Source organism: Diaphorobacter sp. JS3050, assembly GCF_013154915.1.
In the GTDB taxonomy this organism is placed as follows: Bacteria; Pseudomonadota; Gammaproteobacteria; order Burkholderiales; family Burkholderiaceae_C; genus Diaphorobacter; species Diaphorobacter nitroreducens.
This window is the reverse complement of record NZ_CP053553.1, coordinates 842972-859137: the sequence shown is the minus strand read 5'-3', so window position 1 is coordinate 859137 and position 16166 is coordinate 842972. Positions and strand designations below refer to the sequence as shown.

The window sequence follows — 16166 nt, the reverse complement described above, 5'->3', positions numbered from 1 at the left end:
AGCAATCTCCGCACCAGGTGCGCGCCATGTTTCGGTGCGACCGTGCGTTGCCACATTTAGTTTCAAAGACTGTAATGTCGCGTGACCACGCAATCCAATGCCAGGGATGTGGGTTTGCATGCAAGACTTGCATGCCAAGTGTGGTGCGCCCGCGTCAGATGGGGTTCTGTCCGGCGCGCGTCTGCAGGTACGTCCACAGGGACTGGGCCAGGCCCTTGGCCGGCTCCTTGCGCGAGGGCTTTTCGCGGTAAGCGCGCACTTCCATCACCATCTGCAGGTCCTGCGCGTCGGGCGGCGCCGCGCTCAGGAGCTTGCGCGAACGCAGTTCCTTCTTCACCGCGCTGTAGGGCAAGAAGGCGACGCCGTGCCCTTCCAGCGCCATGGCCTTCAGGCCTTCGGCCATATCCGTTTCGTACACGCGGTCCAAGTGGATGGCCGTCCCCGCCTGCTTGAGGATCAGCTCCGTCACGCGCCCCAAGTAGGCCCCCGGCGCATACCCCAGGTAGGGCAGCGGCTCGCCAGGCCGGCCCGGCAGGCAAAACAGCGGCTGACCATCAGCGCCCGCCTTGGCGTAGGGGGCCAGGACCTCCTGCCCCAGCGTCACCATCTCGTAGCGGTCCGGGTCCAGTTGCAGGGGCTGCGATGGGTGGTGGTAGGAGATGAGCAGATCGCAGCCGCCCTCCACGAGGCGCATCACCGCGTCGTGCACGTTCAGGGCGATCAGCCGGCTTTTGAGCGGGCCGAAGTCCGCCCGCAGCGCCGACACCCAGGCCGGGAAAAAAGTGAACGCCAGCGTATGCGGCACGGCGAACTCGATCATGTCGGTGCCCGCGCTGGTGTGCGCACGCAGCATGGCGCGCGTGTTCTGCAGCGCCTGCAGCACCTCCAGCGCCTGGTCGTACAGCGTGTTGCCCGCGGCCGTCAGCCGCGTGGGGTAGGAACTGCGGTCCACCAGATCGGTGCCGGCCCAGGCCTCCAGCGCCTGGATGCGCCGCGAAAAGGCGGGCTGTGTCACATGGCGCAATTGCGCCGAGCGGCTGAAGCTGCGCGTTTCTGCCAGGCTGACGAAGTCTTCGAGCCATTTGGTTTCCATGGCCCGCATTATCGATGCGCCCAGGCAGGCCTTCTCCCCCTGTTGAGCGCGACTGGCCCGCCCCAGCGCCCTCCTGGGGAACACCCTGCGGCGGAGCACCGTACGTTTGATTGCAAAATAGGCCCTCTCGCGCCCACAGCGCAATCCTTCGACCAGGCCCCTGGTGCACAACACCGGAGGGCAGAGCGGCCAGCCTTTCATGTTCGACTTTTCTGTTCTCTGCCCCCATGTCCTCCCTACCTACCCCCGGGCCGGCCGACGATGCCGCCCCGGATGGCGCGCGCGTCTCTAGCAGGCCGTTGAAAAATCCCCCGCCGACGCCCGCGTTGGCCGCTACGATCTGAAGCCATCGGTGAACGACCCAGACGAGGACGATGAGAGGCAGTCAAGATTTCCAGGGGGCGATGTTCAGCTACATCAGCCTTGAAGAGCGCGTGCCGCAGGCACACCCGCTGCGCAAGTTGCGCGCGGTGGTTGATGCGCTGCTGGCAACCATGAACCGCGAGTTCGAAGCGGTGTACGCCCGCCGTGGCCGCCCATCGGTGCCACCGGAGATGCTGCTCAAGGCCTTGCTGCTGCAGATCCTGTTCTCCATCCGCAGCGAGCGCCAGTTGGTCGAAGCGATCAACTACAACCTGCTGTACCGCTGGTTCGTGGGCCTGAACATCGAAGACAAGGTCTGGGACCACTCCACTTTCAGCGCCAACCGCGAACGTCTGTTCAACGAAGACCTCGCCCGCGCCTTCTTCGAGCGCGTCAAGCTCAGTGCCCAGTGGGGCAAGCTCGCCAGCGACGAGCACTTCAGCGTGGACGGCACGCTCATTGACGCCTGGGCCTCGCACAAGAGCTTCAAGCGCAAAGACGACGACAGCGGCACGCCGCCTGGGCGCAACCCCGAGGTGGACTTCAAGGGGCAGGAGCGCTGCAACGACACCCACGAGAGCACCACGGACGCCGATGCCCGGCTGTTCAAGAAGAGCCAGGGCGACAAATCCCGCCTGTGCCACATGGGGCACATCCTCATGGAGAACCGCAACGGGCTGATCGTGGATGTCGAGATCACCCACGCCAGCGGCACGGCCGAGCGCGAGGCGGCGCTGGCCATGTTGGAGCGTCGGGGCAACAGGAACAAACGGGCCACGGTCGGTGCCGACAAGGGCTACGACAGCAAGGCCTTCATCAAAGGCTGCAGAAAGCTCAAAGTCACGCCCCACGTGGCGGCCAAGGACAAACACTCGGCGGTGGATGCGCGAGTGACACGGCACGAGGGCTACAAGACCAGCCTGAAGGTGCGCAAGCGCATCGAAGAGGCCTTTGGCTGGATCAAGACCGTCGGTGGTCTGGCAAAGACCAAGCTGATCGGTCAGGCCAAGCTCACGGGCCAGGCGCTGCTGTGCTTTGCCACCTACAACCTTGTGCGAATGGGCAGCATCGGCGGCTGGTGGGACGCGCATCATGCGTGAGCCCAGGGATACGTGCGCCCGAAATGGGCGGGAGGGCCTGCAAACCGGCCAGATGGGCCGTTGCAATCGCTGCGCAGACGCGTCTGGGCAGCTCGTGTCTTCGCACTCAGCGTCCCTGATGCGTTCGAAAAGCACTTTTTCAACGGCCTGCTAGCGCCCCCGCCTCCAGCGAACCCCGTTCCCTGCGCATCGAGGACTGGCTCACCGTCATCGTCATGGCGCTGCTGGCGCTGATCACGTTTGCCAACGTGCTCGTGCGCTATTTCACCAATTCGTCCTTTGCCTGGACCGAGGAGCTCTCGGTCTTCCTGATGATCGTGCTGGCCCTGGTGGCTGGCTCTGCCGCGGTGGCGCGCGACCGCCACATCCGCATCGAATTCTTCTGCGACAGCGGCTCCGCAGCCCGCCGCCGCCGGTTGGCGCAACTTGGCGCACTGCTGGTGGCCGTGCTGTTCGCGGTGATCGCCGTGCTCAGCGTGCGCGTGGTCTGGGACGACTACCGCTTCGAAGAAACCTCGCCCGGCATCGGCGTGCCGCAGTGGTGGTACTCGGTCTGGCTGCCCATCCTCTCGCTGCTCATCACCTGGCGCGCCATTGGCCTGCTGATCCGCCGCACGCGCCAGCCGGACGTGGAGTTTCTCGGCAATGACGCAGACGACGACGGAGAGCGCCAGCCATGATCGCCACGCTGCTCTTCGTCGCCTTCCTGGTGCTGATGTTTGTGGGCGTTCCCATCGGCGCCGCCCTGGGGTTGGCCGGCGCCGCCGCCATTGCGCTGGCCAATGCCGAGACGCAATGGTTTGGCCTGCTCGCCGTACCGCAGAACTTCTACGCCGGGCTGGGCAAGTACCCGCTGCTGGCAATTCCCATGTTCGTGCTGGTGGGCTCGATCTTCGACCGTTCGGGCGTGGCGCTGCGCCTGGTGAACTTTGCCGTGGCGATCGTCGGGCGCGGACCGGGCATGCTGCCGCTGGTGGCGATTGCCGTGGCCATGTTCCTGGGCGGCATCTCCGGCTCGGGACCGGCCAACGCGGCCGCCGTGGGCGGGGTGATGATCGCGGCCATGAGCCGCGCGGGCTACCCCGGCAGCTTCTCGGCCAGTGTGGTGGGGGCGGCCGCAGCCACGGACATCCTCATCCCGCCTTCGGTGGCGTTCATCATCTATTCGGTGCTGGTGCCCGGGGCCTCGGTGCCGGCCTTGTTCGCGGCGGGCATGGTGCCGGGCGTGCTGGCGGGCATTGCACTCATCGTGCCGGCCGTGTGGATGGCGCGCCGCCACCGCATGGGCCACCTGGAAGCCGACATGCCCCGCCCGCCGTTCTGGCGCAGCCTGCGCGAAGCCTCCTGGGGCCTGGCCGCGCCGGTGCTGATCCTGGGCGGCATGCGCGCGGGCTGGTTCACACCCACCGAGGCCGCCGTGGTGGCCGTGTTCTACGGCCTGTTCGTGGGCATGGTGATCCACCGCACCATCCGGGTGCGCGACCTGTTCACCATCCTGCGCGAAGCGGGCGAGCTGTCGGCCGTGATCCTGATCGTGGTGTCGCTGGCGGGCATCTTCGCGTTCTCGCTGTCCACACTGGGCGTGATCGACCCGGTGGCCAACGCCATCGTGAACTCCGGCCTGGGCGAATACGGCGTGCTGGCGCTTTTGATCCTGCTGCTCATCACCGTGGGCATGTTCCTGGACGGCATCTCGATCTTCCTGATCTTCGTGCCGCTCTTGCTGCCCATCATGCAGCACTACCAGTGGGACCCGGTGTGGTTCGGCGTGATCCTCACCCTGAAGGTCGCACTGGGCCAGTTCACGCCGCCGCTGGCCGTGAACCTGATGGTCAGCTGCCGCATCGCAGGCGTGCGCATGGAGTCCACCGTGCGCTGGGTCGGCCCCATGCTGCTGGCCATGTTCCTGGTGATGGTGGCCGTGATCGCCTTCCCGCAGCTGGCCCTGTGGCTGCCTGCCCAGCTGGGCTACTGATTCGTTCGCATTTTTTCCAAGGAGACCTGTCCCATGAAACTTCGCACTTTCCTCACTTCCGCCGTCGCCGCTGCTGCGGCCCTTGCCTTCGGCACACCCGCGCTGGCGCAGAACTACAAGAGCGAATACCGCATGTCGCTGGTACTGGGCACCGCCTTCCCGTGGGGCAAGGGCGGCGAGATCTGGGCACAGAAGGTCAAGGAGAAAACCCAGGGCCGCATCAACATCAAACTCTACCCGGGCGTGTCGCTGATCCAGGGCGACCAGACGCGTGAGTTTTCCGCGCTGCGCCAGGGCGTGATCGACATGGCTGTGGGCTCCACCATCAACTGGTCGCCCCAGGTGAAGGCGCTGAACCTGTTCTCGCTGCCCTTCCTGTTCCCCGACTACGCGGCTGTCGATGCGGTCACACAGGGCGAAGTCGGCAAGAGCATCTTTCAGACGTTGGAAAAGGCCGGCGTGGTGCCACTGGCCTGGGGTGAGAACGGCTACCGCGAGATCAGCAACTCCAAGCACGCCATCAAGAGCCCCGCCGACCTCAAGGGTCTGAAGATCCGCGTGGTGGGCTCGCCCCTGTTCCTCGACACCTTCACCGCGCTGGGCGCCAACCCCACGCAGATGAGCTGGGCCGACGCGCAGCCCGCCATGGCCAGCGGCGCCGTGGACGGCCAGGAGAATCCCATCGCCGTGTACCAGGCCGCCAAGCTGCACAACGTCGCGCAGAAGCACCTGACGATGTGGGGCTACATGAACGACCCGCTGATCTTCGTGGTGAACAAGGACGTGTGGAACAGCTGGACGCCCGCCGACCGCGAGGCGGTGCGCCAGGCCGCCATCGAGGCCGGCAAGGAAGAAATCGCCATCGCGCGCAAGGGCGTGGTCGAGGCCGACAAGCCGCTGCTCAAGGACATCGCCGCCAATGGCGTGACCGTGACGCAGCTGAGCCCCGCCGAGCGCGACGCCTTCGTGAAGGCCACGCGCCCCGTGTTCGAGAAGTGGAAGGGCCAGATCGGCGCCGACCTGGTGAGCGCGGCCGAGAAGGCCATCGCCGCGCGCAAGCAGTAATGGGGCAGTAATGGGGCGCCTTGCCCCATAGCGCAGGCTCTGCCAGCGCTATCAAATCAAAAGCGGCTAACGCCCTAACCACGGGCGCTAGCCGCTTTTTTACGCCTCACGCATCAGGGAACGGGATGCTTGACGGCGTTCTTGGCCAGCTTGCGCCGCACGGCAACTTCCAGGTCCACGCCCGCGTGGTCCGCCAGCTGCAGCAGGTACAGCAGCACATCGGCCATCTCGTCGCCGACCCGCTCGTGGGCGGTGGCGTCCTGGGTGAAGGTGCGCGACTGCTCCGGCGTGAGCCACTGGAACAGCTCCTGCAGCTCGGCCGTCTCCACCATCAGCGCCATGGCCAGGTTCTTGGGCGTGTGAAAGGGCTGCCAGTCACGCGCGGCGGCGAAGGCGCGCAGTTCACGCTGCAGGGCGGCGATATCCATGCTCAACGCTCCGTGCTTTCATTTTGATAGCTGCTTGCGCTTGCCACATAAGCGCTACAGCCCATTTTGACCATCATTCTTCTGCAACGCCCACATGCGCGCGTAGTGCCCGCCGTGGGCCAGCAGCTGCGCGTGCGTGCCACGCTCGACGATACGGCCGGCCTCCATGACCAGGATTTCGTGCGCGTCCACCACGGTGGACAGGCGGTGGGCGATCACCAGGGTCGTCTTGTTCTGCGCGGCGCTGGCCAGCTCGGCCTGGATGGCACGCTCGTTGGCAGAGTCCAGGGCGCTGGTGGCCTCGTCGAAGATCAGGATGGGTGGGTTCTTGAGCAGCGTGCGCGCAATGGCCACGCGCTGCTTTTCGCCACCGCTGAGCTTCAGCCCACGCTCGCCCACCGTCGTCTCGTAGCCCCTGGGCTGGGCTGCGATGAAGGCATGGATGTGCGCAGCGCGCGCTGCCTGCTCGACCTCGGCCTGGCTGGCGCCGGTGCGGCCGTAGGCGATGTTGTAGGCCACGGTGTCGTTGAACAGCACCGTGTCCTGCGGCACGATGCCGATGGCGCGGCGCAGGCTGTCCTGCGTGACCGCCCGGATGTCCTGCCCCGCGACGGTGATGCGCCCGCCCTGCAGGTCATAGAAACGGTACAGCAGGCGGCTCAGGGTGCTCTTGCCTGCGCCCGAGGGGCCGACCACGGCAACGGTCTTGCCGGCGGGAATCGTGAAGCTCACCCCCTGCAATACGGGCCGTGCGGGGTCGTAGGCGAAGTGCACATCCTCGAAACGCACGGTGGGCGTGTGCAGGTCCGTCAGCGGCTGGGCGCCGGGCGCATCGGCCACCTCCTGCTCCCTGTCCATCAGCGTGAACATCTTGTCCAGGTCGGTCAGGTTCTGCCGGATCTCGCGGTAGATCACGCCCAGGAAGTTCAGCGGGATGTAGATCTGGATCATGAAGGCGTTGACCATGACCAGGTCGCCCAGCGTCATGCGCCCCGCGGCCACGCCCTCGGTGGCGCGCCACAGCATGGCCACCAGCCCCACGGCGATGATGAGCTGCTGCCCGCTGTTGAGCAGCCCCAGGGTGCTGCGGCTCTTGAGCTGGGCCTGCCGCAATTGCTCCAGGCTTTCGTCGTAGCGGCGCGCCTCGAACTGTTCGTTGTTGAAGTACTTGACGGTCTCGTAGTTCAGCAGCGAATCGATGGCCTTGCTGTGCGCGGCCGAGTCGAACTGGTTCGCCTGGCGCCGGAACTGGATGCGCCACTGCGTCACGCCCACGGTGAAGGCGACGTACAGCACCAGCGCGGTGAGCGTGATGACGGCAAACCAGACGTCGAACTGGCGCGCCAGGATGAACAGCACCAGCAGTACCTCGACCAGCGTGGCGGCCAGGTTGAACAGCGCGAACGACACCAGCGACTCGATGCCGCGCACGCCGCGCTCGATGTCGCGCGTCATGCCGCCGGTCTGGCGCTCCAGGTGAAAGCGCAGGGACAGCGCATGCAGGTGCTCGAAGGTCTTGAGCGCGATGGCGCGCGCCGCGCCATGCGTGGCCTTGGCGAACACCAGCTCGCGCAACTCGTTGAACACCGAGTTGGCCAGGCGCAGCGCCCCGTAGGCCAGCAGCAGCCCCACGGGCACCACCAGCAGCGCCGTGGTGCTGCCGGCGGGCAGCGTCATGGCATCGACGAGCCTCTTGAGCAGCAGCGGCACCCCCACGTTGGCCAGCTTGGCGCCGACCATGAAGGCCATGGCCGCGACCACGCGCCATTTGTACTGCCACAGATAGGGCAGCAGGCGCTGCAGGGTGGCCCGGTCGGAACGAACGCGTGGGCTGTCGGAGGCGATGGCTTCGCCGTAGCGGCGCATGATGGACAATCCGTGGAGTCAAGCAAAACCAAAGATTGTGCCCATGTCCCAGGATCGCCCCGCCTCCCACAGCCAGTTGCCCGCCGATAAGGAACTGGTACTCAAGGTGATACCCATGCCCGCCGACACCAACGGCAATGGCGACATCTTCGGCGGCTGGGTCATGGCGCAGGTGGATCTGGCCGGCTCCGTGCTGCCCGCGCGGTACATCCGCGGCCGCATGGCCACGGTGGCGGTGAACGAATTCATCTTCAAGCAGCCCGTGCGCGTGGGCGACCTGCTGTCGTTCTTTGCCGAAGTCACGCGCATCGGCAACACCTCCATGACCGTGCAGGTGGAGGTCTATGCCGAGCACATCCGCACCCAGGGCAGCTACGTGAAGGTGACCGAGGCGTCGCTGACCTATGTGGCCATCGACGAGAACGGCCGCCCGCGCCCCATTCGGAAGCCGGGCGACGAAAGCGTCGCGCCGTAAAAAAACGGGAGCGCCTCACGGCCTCCCGCTGGCGGCGATGGGTGTGCCGGCGTCAGGCCGCGGCCAGCGCGGCCGCGGATGCGGCAGACGACGAACCCGAGGCCGCGCTCATGCGCGCGCCACCACCCAGGCCCACCTCGATCTCGCCGGAGAGCTGGCCACCCTCTTCGATCACCACCTTGCCGTAGCGAATCTTGCCGCTCACCTTGCCGGTGCTGAAGATCACCAGCTTCTGGCGCACGGTGAGCGTGCCGTCGAACTCGCCGTGGATCTCGGCAATGTCGATCTCGGCGGAGCCGCGGAACGCGCCCTGCTCGGTGATCTGGATCACGCGCGAATCCATGGTGGCCTCCACCGTGCCTTCCACGACGAGGGTGTCGCAATCGGTGATCTCCACACCCTTGAGCTTGATGTTGGGGCCCACGGTCAGCTTGCTGCCGCTGCCCTCGGCCGTGGCGCTGGAGGCGGTGGACACAGCGGCTCTGGTTGCGGGAGCGGCGGTTGGGGTGCTTGCGGTGGTGGTGGTGCCGCCCAGCGCTGACGAAGGCTGGCGGGATTGGAAAGTGTCGGGTTCGCGTTTGCCAAAGAAGGGGTTTTGCACGGCCATCGGATCGGATCTCCTAGAAAAGACCCGTAGATGCTAGGAGTTGCCACAGATCAAAACCGCCCCTGTTACGCAAGAACGGTAACCAAACCGTTCGATGGTTGCATGCACTTGCAGGGCTTGCAGCAGCACACAGCGCGTATCCCCCAAACGGCGCGTGCCCGGCGCGGCCCGACCTGCACGGTCGCGCTAAGAGACGATGTACGCCGCGGCTCCCGCGGACATCAGCTCGCCCTGCGGGCCGAGGAACTCCATGCGCGTGGTGGCCACGCGCGAGCCCAGGCGCAGCACCTCGGCCCGCAGCTCGAAGTGGCTGCCGATGCCGGGACGCAGATAGTCGATGCGCAGGTCGATGGTGCCCAGCTTGGCGAAGCGGTGCAGGCGGTCCATGGGCGCCTCGTCCATGTGCTTGGCGCCGATGGCCGCCATCACCGCCAGACCGCCCATGGCATCCAGCCCCGCGCTGATGACGCCGCCGTGCAGCCGGTTGTAGGCAAAGTGCCCCACCAGATCGGGACGCATGTCGATGCGCGCAGCGACGGCCGCGGGCTCCAGGCGCGTGATCTTCAGGCCCAGCAAGTGGTTGAAGGGAATCTTCTCTTCAAAGATCTGGCGCAGGCCGGCGATGAACTCGGGCTCGAAGGCCACTGGCAGGCTGGCAGGTTTGCTCATGGAATTTTTTGCTCTCTTATCAGGAGCTGTTAGCGCTTATTGGACAAGCGCTAGAGCCATTTTTCATTCAAATGCACGGCCACCCTGTCCAGCAGACACGGTGATCACCCCGGCGCGTAGGGCGAACACGGCATGGATGCCGGCGTCGCCCCCCCGCCCCGTTCGGTGGCGGGGCGGATGTCAGCAGGCGCTGAAATCCGGGCGGCGTTTGTCCATGAACGCGGTGAAGGCCTCGCGGGCGGCGGGCTCGCGCAGCATGCGGCCAAAGCTCTGGCCCTCCTCGGCCATGCGCTCCAGCACGGCGGCGGTCTGGCTCTTCTTGAGCAGGCGCTTGGTCTCGATCAGGGCCGACAGCGGCTTGGCCGCGAGCTTGCGCGCCTGGGCCTGGGCCACCATGTTGCATTCGGTCGGCGGCACCACGCGGTTGACGAAGCCGACTTCCAGCGCCGCTTCGGCCATGAAGGGCTCGCCCAGCAGCAGCGCTTCGGCCGCGCGGTGGTAGCCCAGCATCTGCGGCGCGAACAGGCTGGAGGCTGCCTCGGGGCACAGGCCCAGGTTCACGAAGGGCATCGAGAACGCCGCGTTGTCCCCCGCATACACCAGATCGCAGTGGAACAGCAGGGTCGTGCCGATGCCCACCGCCGGGCCGCACACCGCAGCCAGCACGGGCTTGGGAAAGGTGGCGATGGCGCGCAGAAAGCGGAACACGGGCGCGTCCTGCGTGGCGGGCGGCTGCTGCAAAAAGTCGCCGATGTCGTTGCCCGCACTGAAGATGGCCACGTCGCCCTGCAGCACGACCACACGCACCGACGCGTCCTGCGCCGCGGCCTCGAACGCATCGGCCAGCTGCGCGTACATGGCCGTGGTGATGGAATTCTTCTTCTCCACGCGGTTGAAGGTGATGGTGGTCACGCCCTCTTCTGCGTGGACCAGGATGTCTGCTTTCGTTGTACTCATGGGTGTTGCTCCGGGGGTCATTCCTTGTAATAAACGATCTGGTGGCTGGTGGCCAGCATGGCGCCGGCCTCATTCCACAGCTGCACGGTCTGGTCGAAAAAGCCGTTGCGAAACTCCTGCGCGCGCGCCTGGCCCAGCAGGTAGCCCGTGCCGGTCTGCGCCAGCAGGTCCGCGCCCGCATGAAAGTACACCGTGATGGACACGGTGCCCGCGGGCACCTGGCGCGCGCGGCGCAGCCACACGCGAGGGAAGAACACATCGGCCAGCGCCGCCAGCGCGCAGAAGTCCAGCGCCCGCGCGGGCGCGTCGCGCATCCACAGCTGCGACAGGCTGGTGTCGCCGCTGTCGTCCCACTGTTCGGGCAGCGCGCCGGTCACCGGGCGCATCTCGTAGCGCTGCAGCCATTCCGAGCGGAACGCCGGCTGCACGGGTTTGCACTGCGCCGGCGCGGGGACCTGCGGCAGGGGCGTGTCGGCGGCACCCCAAGTCTCGCGCCGCGCGGCCGTGACCACGGTGGCCGTGGTGGTGACCACGGGCGCTCCGTCCGCCCCCGCCTGCAGGATGGACAGCGTCCAGTGCTGGGTGGAGCGGTTGGTGCGCACCGGTGTGGCCTGCAGCGTGAACGGCCCCTCGGCCAGAGCGCCCGCGTAGTTCACCGTGAGCGACAGGGGCTCGCCCAGGCGGTCGGGGTGCTGCATCACGGCCTGCAGCAGCGTGGCCGCGGTGATGCCGCCAAACGGCCCGACCATGTTCCAGTAAGCCGGCGAGGTGTGGCCGGTGTACTGCCCGGCCCCTTCGGAATGGCTGGACGAGAGCGCCAGCGCCGCGTCCAGGGGATGAATGCTGTGGTGCGTAGTCATGGGTGCGAGTGTGCCGTGATTCGGCTCAGCCTGCGGTGGCGGTGGCACCTGCGGTGCCCTGCGGCTGCGCCTGGGCCAACGCCTCCAGCTGCTGCAGGGCGCGGGGCCACAGCGTGTCGCGGAACTGTTCGCGGAAAAATCCAAAGTGCCCGATGCGCCGCGCCTGCGCCTCGTGCGGCGCGATGCGCTCCACGCTGCACGGCGCGTTCGCATACAGCGCCAACAGGCTTTGCGTGCCGCGCCAGGTCATGAGCTCATCGTCCTGCATGGACCAGGCGTGTACCGGAAAGCGCACCGCCGCGTAGCTGCGCTGGGCGGATTCTCCCTCCGCCCCCACGCTGTAGCGCGGGTGCAGGCACCAGCGGCGCCACTGCAGCATCACCCCCGCGGGCAGGTCGCCCACGGCGCGCAGGCGCCGCCCGGGGAAGTAGCCGCACAGCCGCACCGACAACGGCACCAGCACATGCCAGAACGCGGGCATGGCGCGGCGGATGCGGGGTGCGTTGTCGCGCCAGTAGCCGCTGCCCGCGGCGACGCTCAGCAGGCCGCTCACGCGCGCATGCTCGCGCAGCAGCCCGGGCAGCTGCGCGCCCAGGCTGTGCCCCAGCAGCAGCAGCGGCTGGCCAGGCAGCGCCTGGGCTGCATGGGCGATCACCGCGTCGTAGTCGCGCGCCCAGTCGAACAGGTTGGCCCGCACCTCGCGCATGCCACCACTCAGCGACTCGCCCTGCCCCCGGTAGTCGAAGGTGGTGACCCGCAGGCCCTGCTGCGCCAGCCAGGCGGCGAACGGCCCATAGAAGGCCTGGCGCACGCCCATGGCGCCGCCAATGACGACGCTGGCGCGCGCGGGGCCGGTCCGTGGCACGTACACGCGCAGCGCCAGCGGCACTGCGCCATCGACCATCAGGGTTTCACTCTGCATGGCTTGTCTCCATGAAGGCGGCCGGTCTGCGCCGGCTCGGCTGCAATCCCCGCGCGCTGCCGCGCGGCAGTGGCGCTTACTTACACGCGCTCGAAGATACCCGCCGCGCCCTGGCCCATGCCCACGCACATGGTGACCATGCCGTACTTGAGCTGCTTGCGGCGCAGCGCATGCACCACGGTGGCCGAGCGGATGGCGCCCGTCGCGCCCAACGGGTGGCCCAGCGCGATGGCGCCGCCCATGGGGTTGACCTTGGCCGTGTCCAGCCCCAGCGTGTTGATGACGGCCAGCGACTGGGCGGCGAAGGCTTCGTTGAGCTCGTACCAGCCGATGTCGTCCTGCTTCAGACCGGCATAGCGCAGCGCGGCGGGAATGGCCTCGATCGGGCCGATGCCCATGATGGACGGCGGCACGCCCTTGCTGGCGAAGCTGACGAAGCGCGCCAGCGGCGTGAGGCCGAAGCGCTTGACGGCGGATTCGCTGGCCAGGATCAGCGCGCCGGCGCCGTCGCTGGTCTGCGAGCTGTTGCCGGCCGTGACCGTGCCGCGCGCGGCAAACACGGTGCGCAGCTTGGCCAGACCTTCCAGGCTGGTGTCGGGGCGGGCGCCCTCGTCCAGGCTCACGGTGCGGGTGCTGGCAATGACTTCGCCCGTCTTCAGGTTGGCCGCGCGGTCGGTCACCTCGATGGGCGTGATCTCGTCGGCAAACTCGCCAGCCTGCTGCGCGGCGATGGCGCGGCGGTGCGACTCCAGCGCGAAGGCGTCCTGCGCCTCGCGGCTCACCTTCCACTGCTGGGCCACCTTCTCGGCGGTGAGGCCCATGCCGTAGGCGATGCCCACGTCGCCGTCACGCTCAAAGATGCTGGGCGACAGGCTGGGCGCGTTGCCCATCATGGGCACCATGCTCATGCTCTCCACGCCGGCGGCGATCATCACCTCGGCCTCGCCCACGCGGATGCGGTCGGCCGCCATGGCCACGGCCGACAGGCCCGAAGCGCAGAAGCGGTTCACCGTGATGCCGCCCACGCTGGTGGGCAGGCCCGCCAGCACGGCGCCGATGCGCGCCACGTTCAGGCCCTGCTGCGCCTCGGGGATGGCGCAGCCGCAGATGATGTCCTCGATCGAGGCGGGGTCCAGCCCCGGCACCTGGGCCAGCGCGCTCTTGAGCGTGGTGGCCAGCAGGTCGTCCGGGCGGTAGTTGCGGAAAAAGCCCTTGTGCGAACGGCCGATGGGCGTGCGCGTGGCGGCAACGATGTAGGCGTCTTGGATCTGTTTCATGGTTTCTCTCCTCGGGCGGCCTCAGTTACGCACCGGCTTGCCAGTGTTGAGCATGCCCAGGATGCGCTCCTGGGTCTTGGGGTGCTCGATCAGGGCGCAGAACGCCTTGCGCTCCAGCGCCATCAGGTATTCCTCGCTCACCAGCGTGCCGGCGTCCACGTCGCCGCCGCACACCACTTCGGCGATCAGCGTGGCGATGTGCTGGTCATGCTCGCTGATGAAGCCGCCGTCGCGCATGTTGACCAGCGAGCCGCGGATGGTGGCAATGCCGCTGCGCCCCGCCACGGGGAACAGGCGCTTGTGCGGCGCGCGCCAGCCGCCGGCGGCCATGGCCTTGGCTTCGTTGATGGCGACGAACAGCACCTCGTCCTTGTGCGGCACGATGAGGTCGCTGTCGAGCAGGTAGCCGAGCTTCTTCGACTCGATGGCGCTGGTGCCCACCTTGGCCATGGCCGCGGCGGTGAAGCCTTCGGTCAGGAAGGGCAAAAGGTCCTTGCCGGTGCTGGCGGCGGCGTTCTCGGCCGCGCGGCGGGCGATGTAGGTCAGGCCGCCGGCGCCGGGCACCAGGCCCACGCCCACTTCCACCAGGCCGATGTAGCTTTCCATGTGGGCCACGCGGCGTGCGCTGTGCACGGCCAGCTCGCAGCCGCCGCCCAGCGCCATGCCATGGATGGCCGAGACCACCGGCACCTGGGCGTAGCGCAGGCGCAGCATCAGGTTCTGCAGCTCATGCTCCACGCCCTCGATGGCGGCAATGCCGGCCACCACGTAGGCAGGCATGGTGGCCTGCAGGTCGGCGCCCACGCTGAACGGCGCGTCGCCCGACCAGATGACCATGCCGTCGTACTCGCGCTCGGCCAGGTCCACGGCCTCCATCAGGCCTTCCATCACGTCGGGGCTGATCGCGTGCATCTTGCTCTGGATGGAGGCGATCAATACCTTGCCATCGAGCGTCCAGGTGCGCAGCGCATCGGTCTCGCTGATGGTGGTGCCGGCCTTGCGCCAGTCGGGCAGGTTGTCCTCGCCCAGCAGTTTCTCGGGGAAGTACTGGCGCTCGTACACCGGCAACTGGCGGCGCGGCACGAACTTGCCTTGGCGCGCGCTCCACGAACCCTGCGCCGTGTGCACGCCGCCGGCGTCCGCCACCGGGCCCTTGAACACCCACTCGGGCAGCGGCGCCTTGGACAGTGCCTTGCCCGCGTCAATGTCCTCCTGGATCATCCTGGCCACCTCCAGCCAGCCCGCCTCCTGCCACAGCTCGAACGGCCCCTGGCTCATGCCGAAGCCCCAGCGCATGGCCTGGTCCACGTCGCGCGCGGTGTCGGCAATCGTGGCCAGATGCACCGCAGCGTAGTGGAAGCTGTTGCGCAGGATGGCCCACAGGAACCGGCCCTGCGCGCCCTCGGCGTTGCGCAGCAGCTTCAGGCGCTCGGCGGCGGGCTTCTTGAGCATGCGGCCGTACACCTCGTCGGCCTTGGCGCCAGCGGGCACATATTCCTCGCTCTCCAGCTCGAAGCGCAGGATGTCGCGGCCCACCTTCTTGTAGAAGCCCGCCTTGGCCTTCTGGCCCAGGTTGCCCAGCTCGATCAGCTTTTGCAGCACGGCGGGCGTGCCGAAGCTGCCGTAGAACGGGTCGGTCTGCTCGTTCAGGTTGTCCTGCAGCGTCTTGATGACGTGGGCCATGGTGTCCAGGCCCACCACGTCGGCGGTGCGGAAGGTGCCGCTGGAGGCACGGCCCAGCTTCTTGCCGGTGAGGTCGTCCACCACGTCGAAGGTCAGGCCGAAGTTCTCCACCTCCTTCATCGTGGAGAGCATGCCGGCGATGCCCACGCGGTTGGCGATGAAGTTGGGGGTGTCGTGCGCGCGCACCACGCCCTTGCCCAAGCCGCTGGTCACGAAGGCTTCGAGCTGGTCGAGCACCTCGGGACGGGTGGTGGGGGTGTTGATCAGCTCCACCAGCACCATGTAGCGCGGCGGGTTGAAGAAGTGGATGCCGCAAAAGCGCGGCTTGATGGCGTCGGGCAGCGCTTCGGACAGCTGGGTGATCGACAGGCCCGAGGTGTTGGACGCCACGATGGCGTGCGGTGCGACGTGCGGCGCGATCTTCTTGTACAGATCGAGCTTCCAGTCCATGCGCTCGGCGATGGCCTCGATGACGAGGTCGCACTCGCCCAGCAGCGCCATGTTCTCCTCGTAGTTCGCCTGCTGGATCAGCGCGGCGTCGTCCGCCACGCCCAGGGGCGAGGGCTTGAGCTTCTTGAGGTTCTCCACGGCCTTGGTGACGATGCCGTTCTTCGGACCTTCCTTGGCGGGGAGATCGAACAGCACCACCGGCACCTTCACATTGACGAGGTGGGCCGCGATCTGCGCGCCCATCACGCCCGCGCCGAGCACGGCGACTTTCTTCACTTGGAATCGGGACATTTGCTTGTTCCTTGGATGGTGGGATGCGCACGGGGCCGCGCGCCAGGCCCCGCGCCACGCGGGCGGGCCGGCTGCGGCGCCGTGG

Annotated in this window: 14 protein-coding genes and 1 pseudogene; 5 read left to right on the top strand and 10 right to left on the bottom strand. The window is 67.4% G+C overall.

Annotated elements, in window-relative coordinates:
• Positions 1-154: 154 nt before the first annotated feature.
• Positions 155-1093 (bottom strand): LysR family transcriptional regulator, encoded by a 939-nt coding sequence (locus HND92_RS04265; protein WP_011804061.1) that lies wholly within the window; start codon positions 1091-1093, stop codon positions 155-157.
• A gap of 374 nt (positions 1094-1467) precedes the next feature.
• On the opposite strand from HND92_RS04265, the gene HND92_RS04260 reads away from it, so the two are divergent.
• From HND92_RS04260 to HND92_RS04245, 4 genes and pseudogenes are all read left to right on the top strand, one after another.
• Positions 1468-2556 carry an IS5-like element ISDisp1 family transposase gene (locus tag HND92_RS04260; protein ID WP_011803559.1) on the top strand — a complete coding sequence of 363 codons (1089 nt, stop codon included), beginning with the start codon at positions 1468-1470 and terminating at the stop codon, positions 2554-2556.
• A 161-nt stretch (positions 2557-2717) separates the two neighbouring features.
• Positions 2718-3236, top strand: a pseudogene (locus HND92_RS04255) (TRAP transporter small permease); the annotation flags it as partial.
• Positions 3233-4531: a TRAP transporter large permease gene (locus tag HND92_RS04250; protein ID WP_011804059.1), complete on the top strand. Its 1299-nt coding sequence runs from the start codon at positions 3233-3235 to the stop codon at positions 4529-4531. The pseudogene HND92_RS04255 and the gene HND92_RS04250, both read left to right, overlap by 4 nt.
• Positions 4532-4564: 33 nt before the next feature.
• The gene (locus HND92_RS04245; RefSeq protein ID WP_172206124.1) at positions 4565-5596 is read left to right on the top strand and encodes a DctP family TRAP transporter solute-binding subunit; all 1032 of its coding nucleotides are present in this window, start codon (positions 4565-4567) and stop codon (positions 5594-5596) included.
• A gap of 113 nt (positions 5597-5709) precedes the next feature.
• Here HND92_RS04245 and HND92_RS04240 read toward each other — a convergent pair whose 3' ends face one another.
• Together HND92_RS04240 and HND92_RS04235 are read right to left on the bottom strand one after the other, a co-directional pair.
• Complete coding sequence (locus HND92_RS04240; RefSeq protein WP_012655602.1) at positions 5710-6024, bottom strand: nucleotide pyrophosphohydrolase; 315 nt, start codon at positions 6022-6024, stop codon at positions 5710-5712.
• A gap of 54 nt (positions 6025-6078) precedes the next feature.
• Complete coding sequence (locus tag HND92_RS04235; protein ID WP_172206122.1) at positions 6079-7890, bottom strand: ABC transporter ATP-binding protein/permease; 1812 nt, start codon at positions 7888-7890, stop codon at positions 6079-6081.
• Between the two features lie 43 nt (positions 7891-7933).
• Here HND92_RS04235 and HND92_RS04230 point away from each other — a divergent pair, with 43 nt between their 5' ends.
• The gene (locus tag HND92_RS04230; protein WP_135148808.1) at positions 7934-8365 is read left to right on the top strand and encodes an acyl-CoA thioesterase; all 432 of its coding nucleotides are present in this window, start codon (positions 7934-7936) and stop codon (positions 8363-8365) included.
• A gap of 52 nt (positions 8366-8417) precedes the next feature.
• On the opposite strand, the gene HND92_RS04225 is transcribed toward HND92_RS04230, so the two are convergent.
• The 7 genes from HND92_RS04225 to HND92_RS04195 all read right to left on the bottom strand — a co-directional run bounded on the left by HND92_RS04225 (position 8418) and on the right by HND92_RS04195 (position 16081).
• Positions 8418-8972: a polymer-forming cytoskeletal protein gene (locus tag HND92_RS04225; protein ID WP_172206120.1), complete on the bottom strand. Its 555-nt coding sequence runs from the start codon at positions 8970-8972 to the stop codon at positions 8418-8420.
• Between the two features lie 186 nt (positions 8973-9158).
• Complete coding sequence (locus HND92_RS04220; protein ID WP_088887663.1) at positions 9159-9641, bottom strand: thioesterase family protein; 483 nt, start codon at positions 9639-9641, stop codon at positions 9159-9161.
• 180 nt (positions 9642-9821) lie between these two features.
• The gene (locus tag HND92_RS04215) at positions 9822-10598 is read right to left on the bottom strand and encodes an enoyl-CoA hydratase (protein WP_011804052.1); all 777 of its coding nucleotides are present in this window, start codon (positions 10596-10598) and stop codon (positions 9822-9824) included.
• A 17-nt stretch (positions 10599-10615) separates the two neighbouring features.
• Positions 10616-11458 carry an acyl-CoA thioesterase II gene (locus HND92_RS04210; RefSeq protein WP_172206118.1) on the bottom strand — a complete coding sequence of 281 codons (843 nt, stop codon included), beginning with the start codon at positions 11456-11458 and terminating at the stop codon, positions 10616-10618.
• 25 nt (positions 11459-11483) lie between these two features.
• Positions 11484-12380 carry an alpha/beta fold hydrolase gene (locus tag HND92_RS04205; protein WP_172206116.1) on the bottom strand — a complete coding sequence of 299 codons (897 nt, stop codon included), beginning with the start codon at positions 12378-12380 and terminating at the stop codon, positions 11484-11486.
• Between the two features lie 80 nt (positions 12381-12460).
• Complete coding sequence (locus HND92_RS04200) at positions 12461-13657, bottom strand: acetyl-CoA C-acyltransferase (protein ID WP_172206114.1); 1197 nt, start codon at positions 13655-13657, stop codon at positions 12461-12463.
• A gap of 21 nt (positions 13658-13678) precedes the next feature.
• A complete protein-coding gene (locus tag HND92_RS04195) occupies positions 13679-16081 on the bottom strand; it encodes a 3-hydroxyacyl-CoA dehydrogenase/enoyl-CoA hydratase family protein (protein ID WP_172206112.1) in 2403 nt (800 codons plus the stop codon).
• Positions 16082-16166 lie beyond the last annotated feature (85 nt).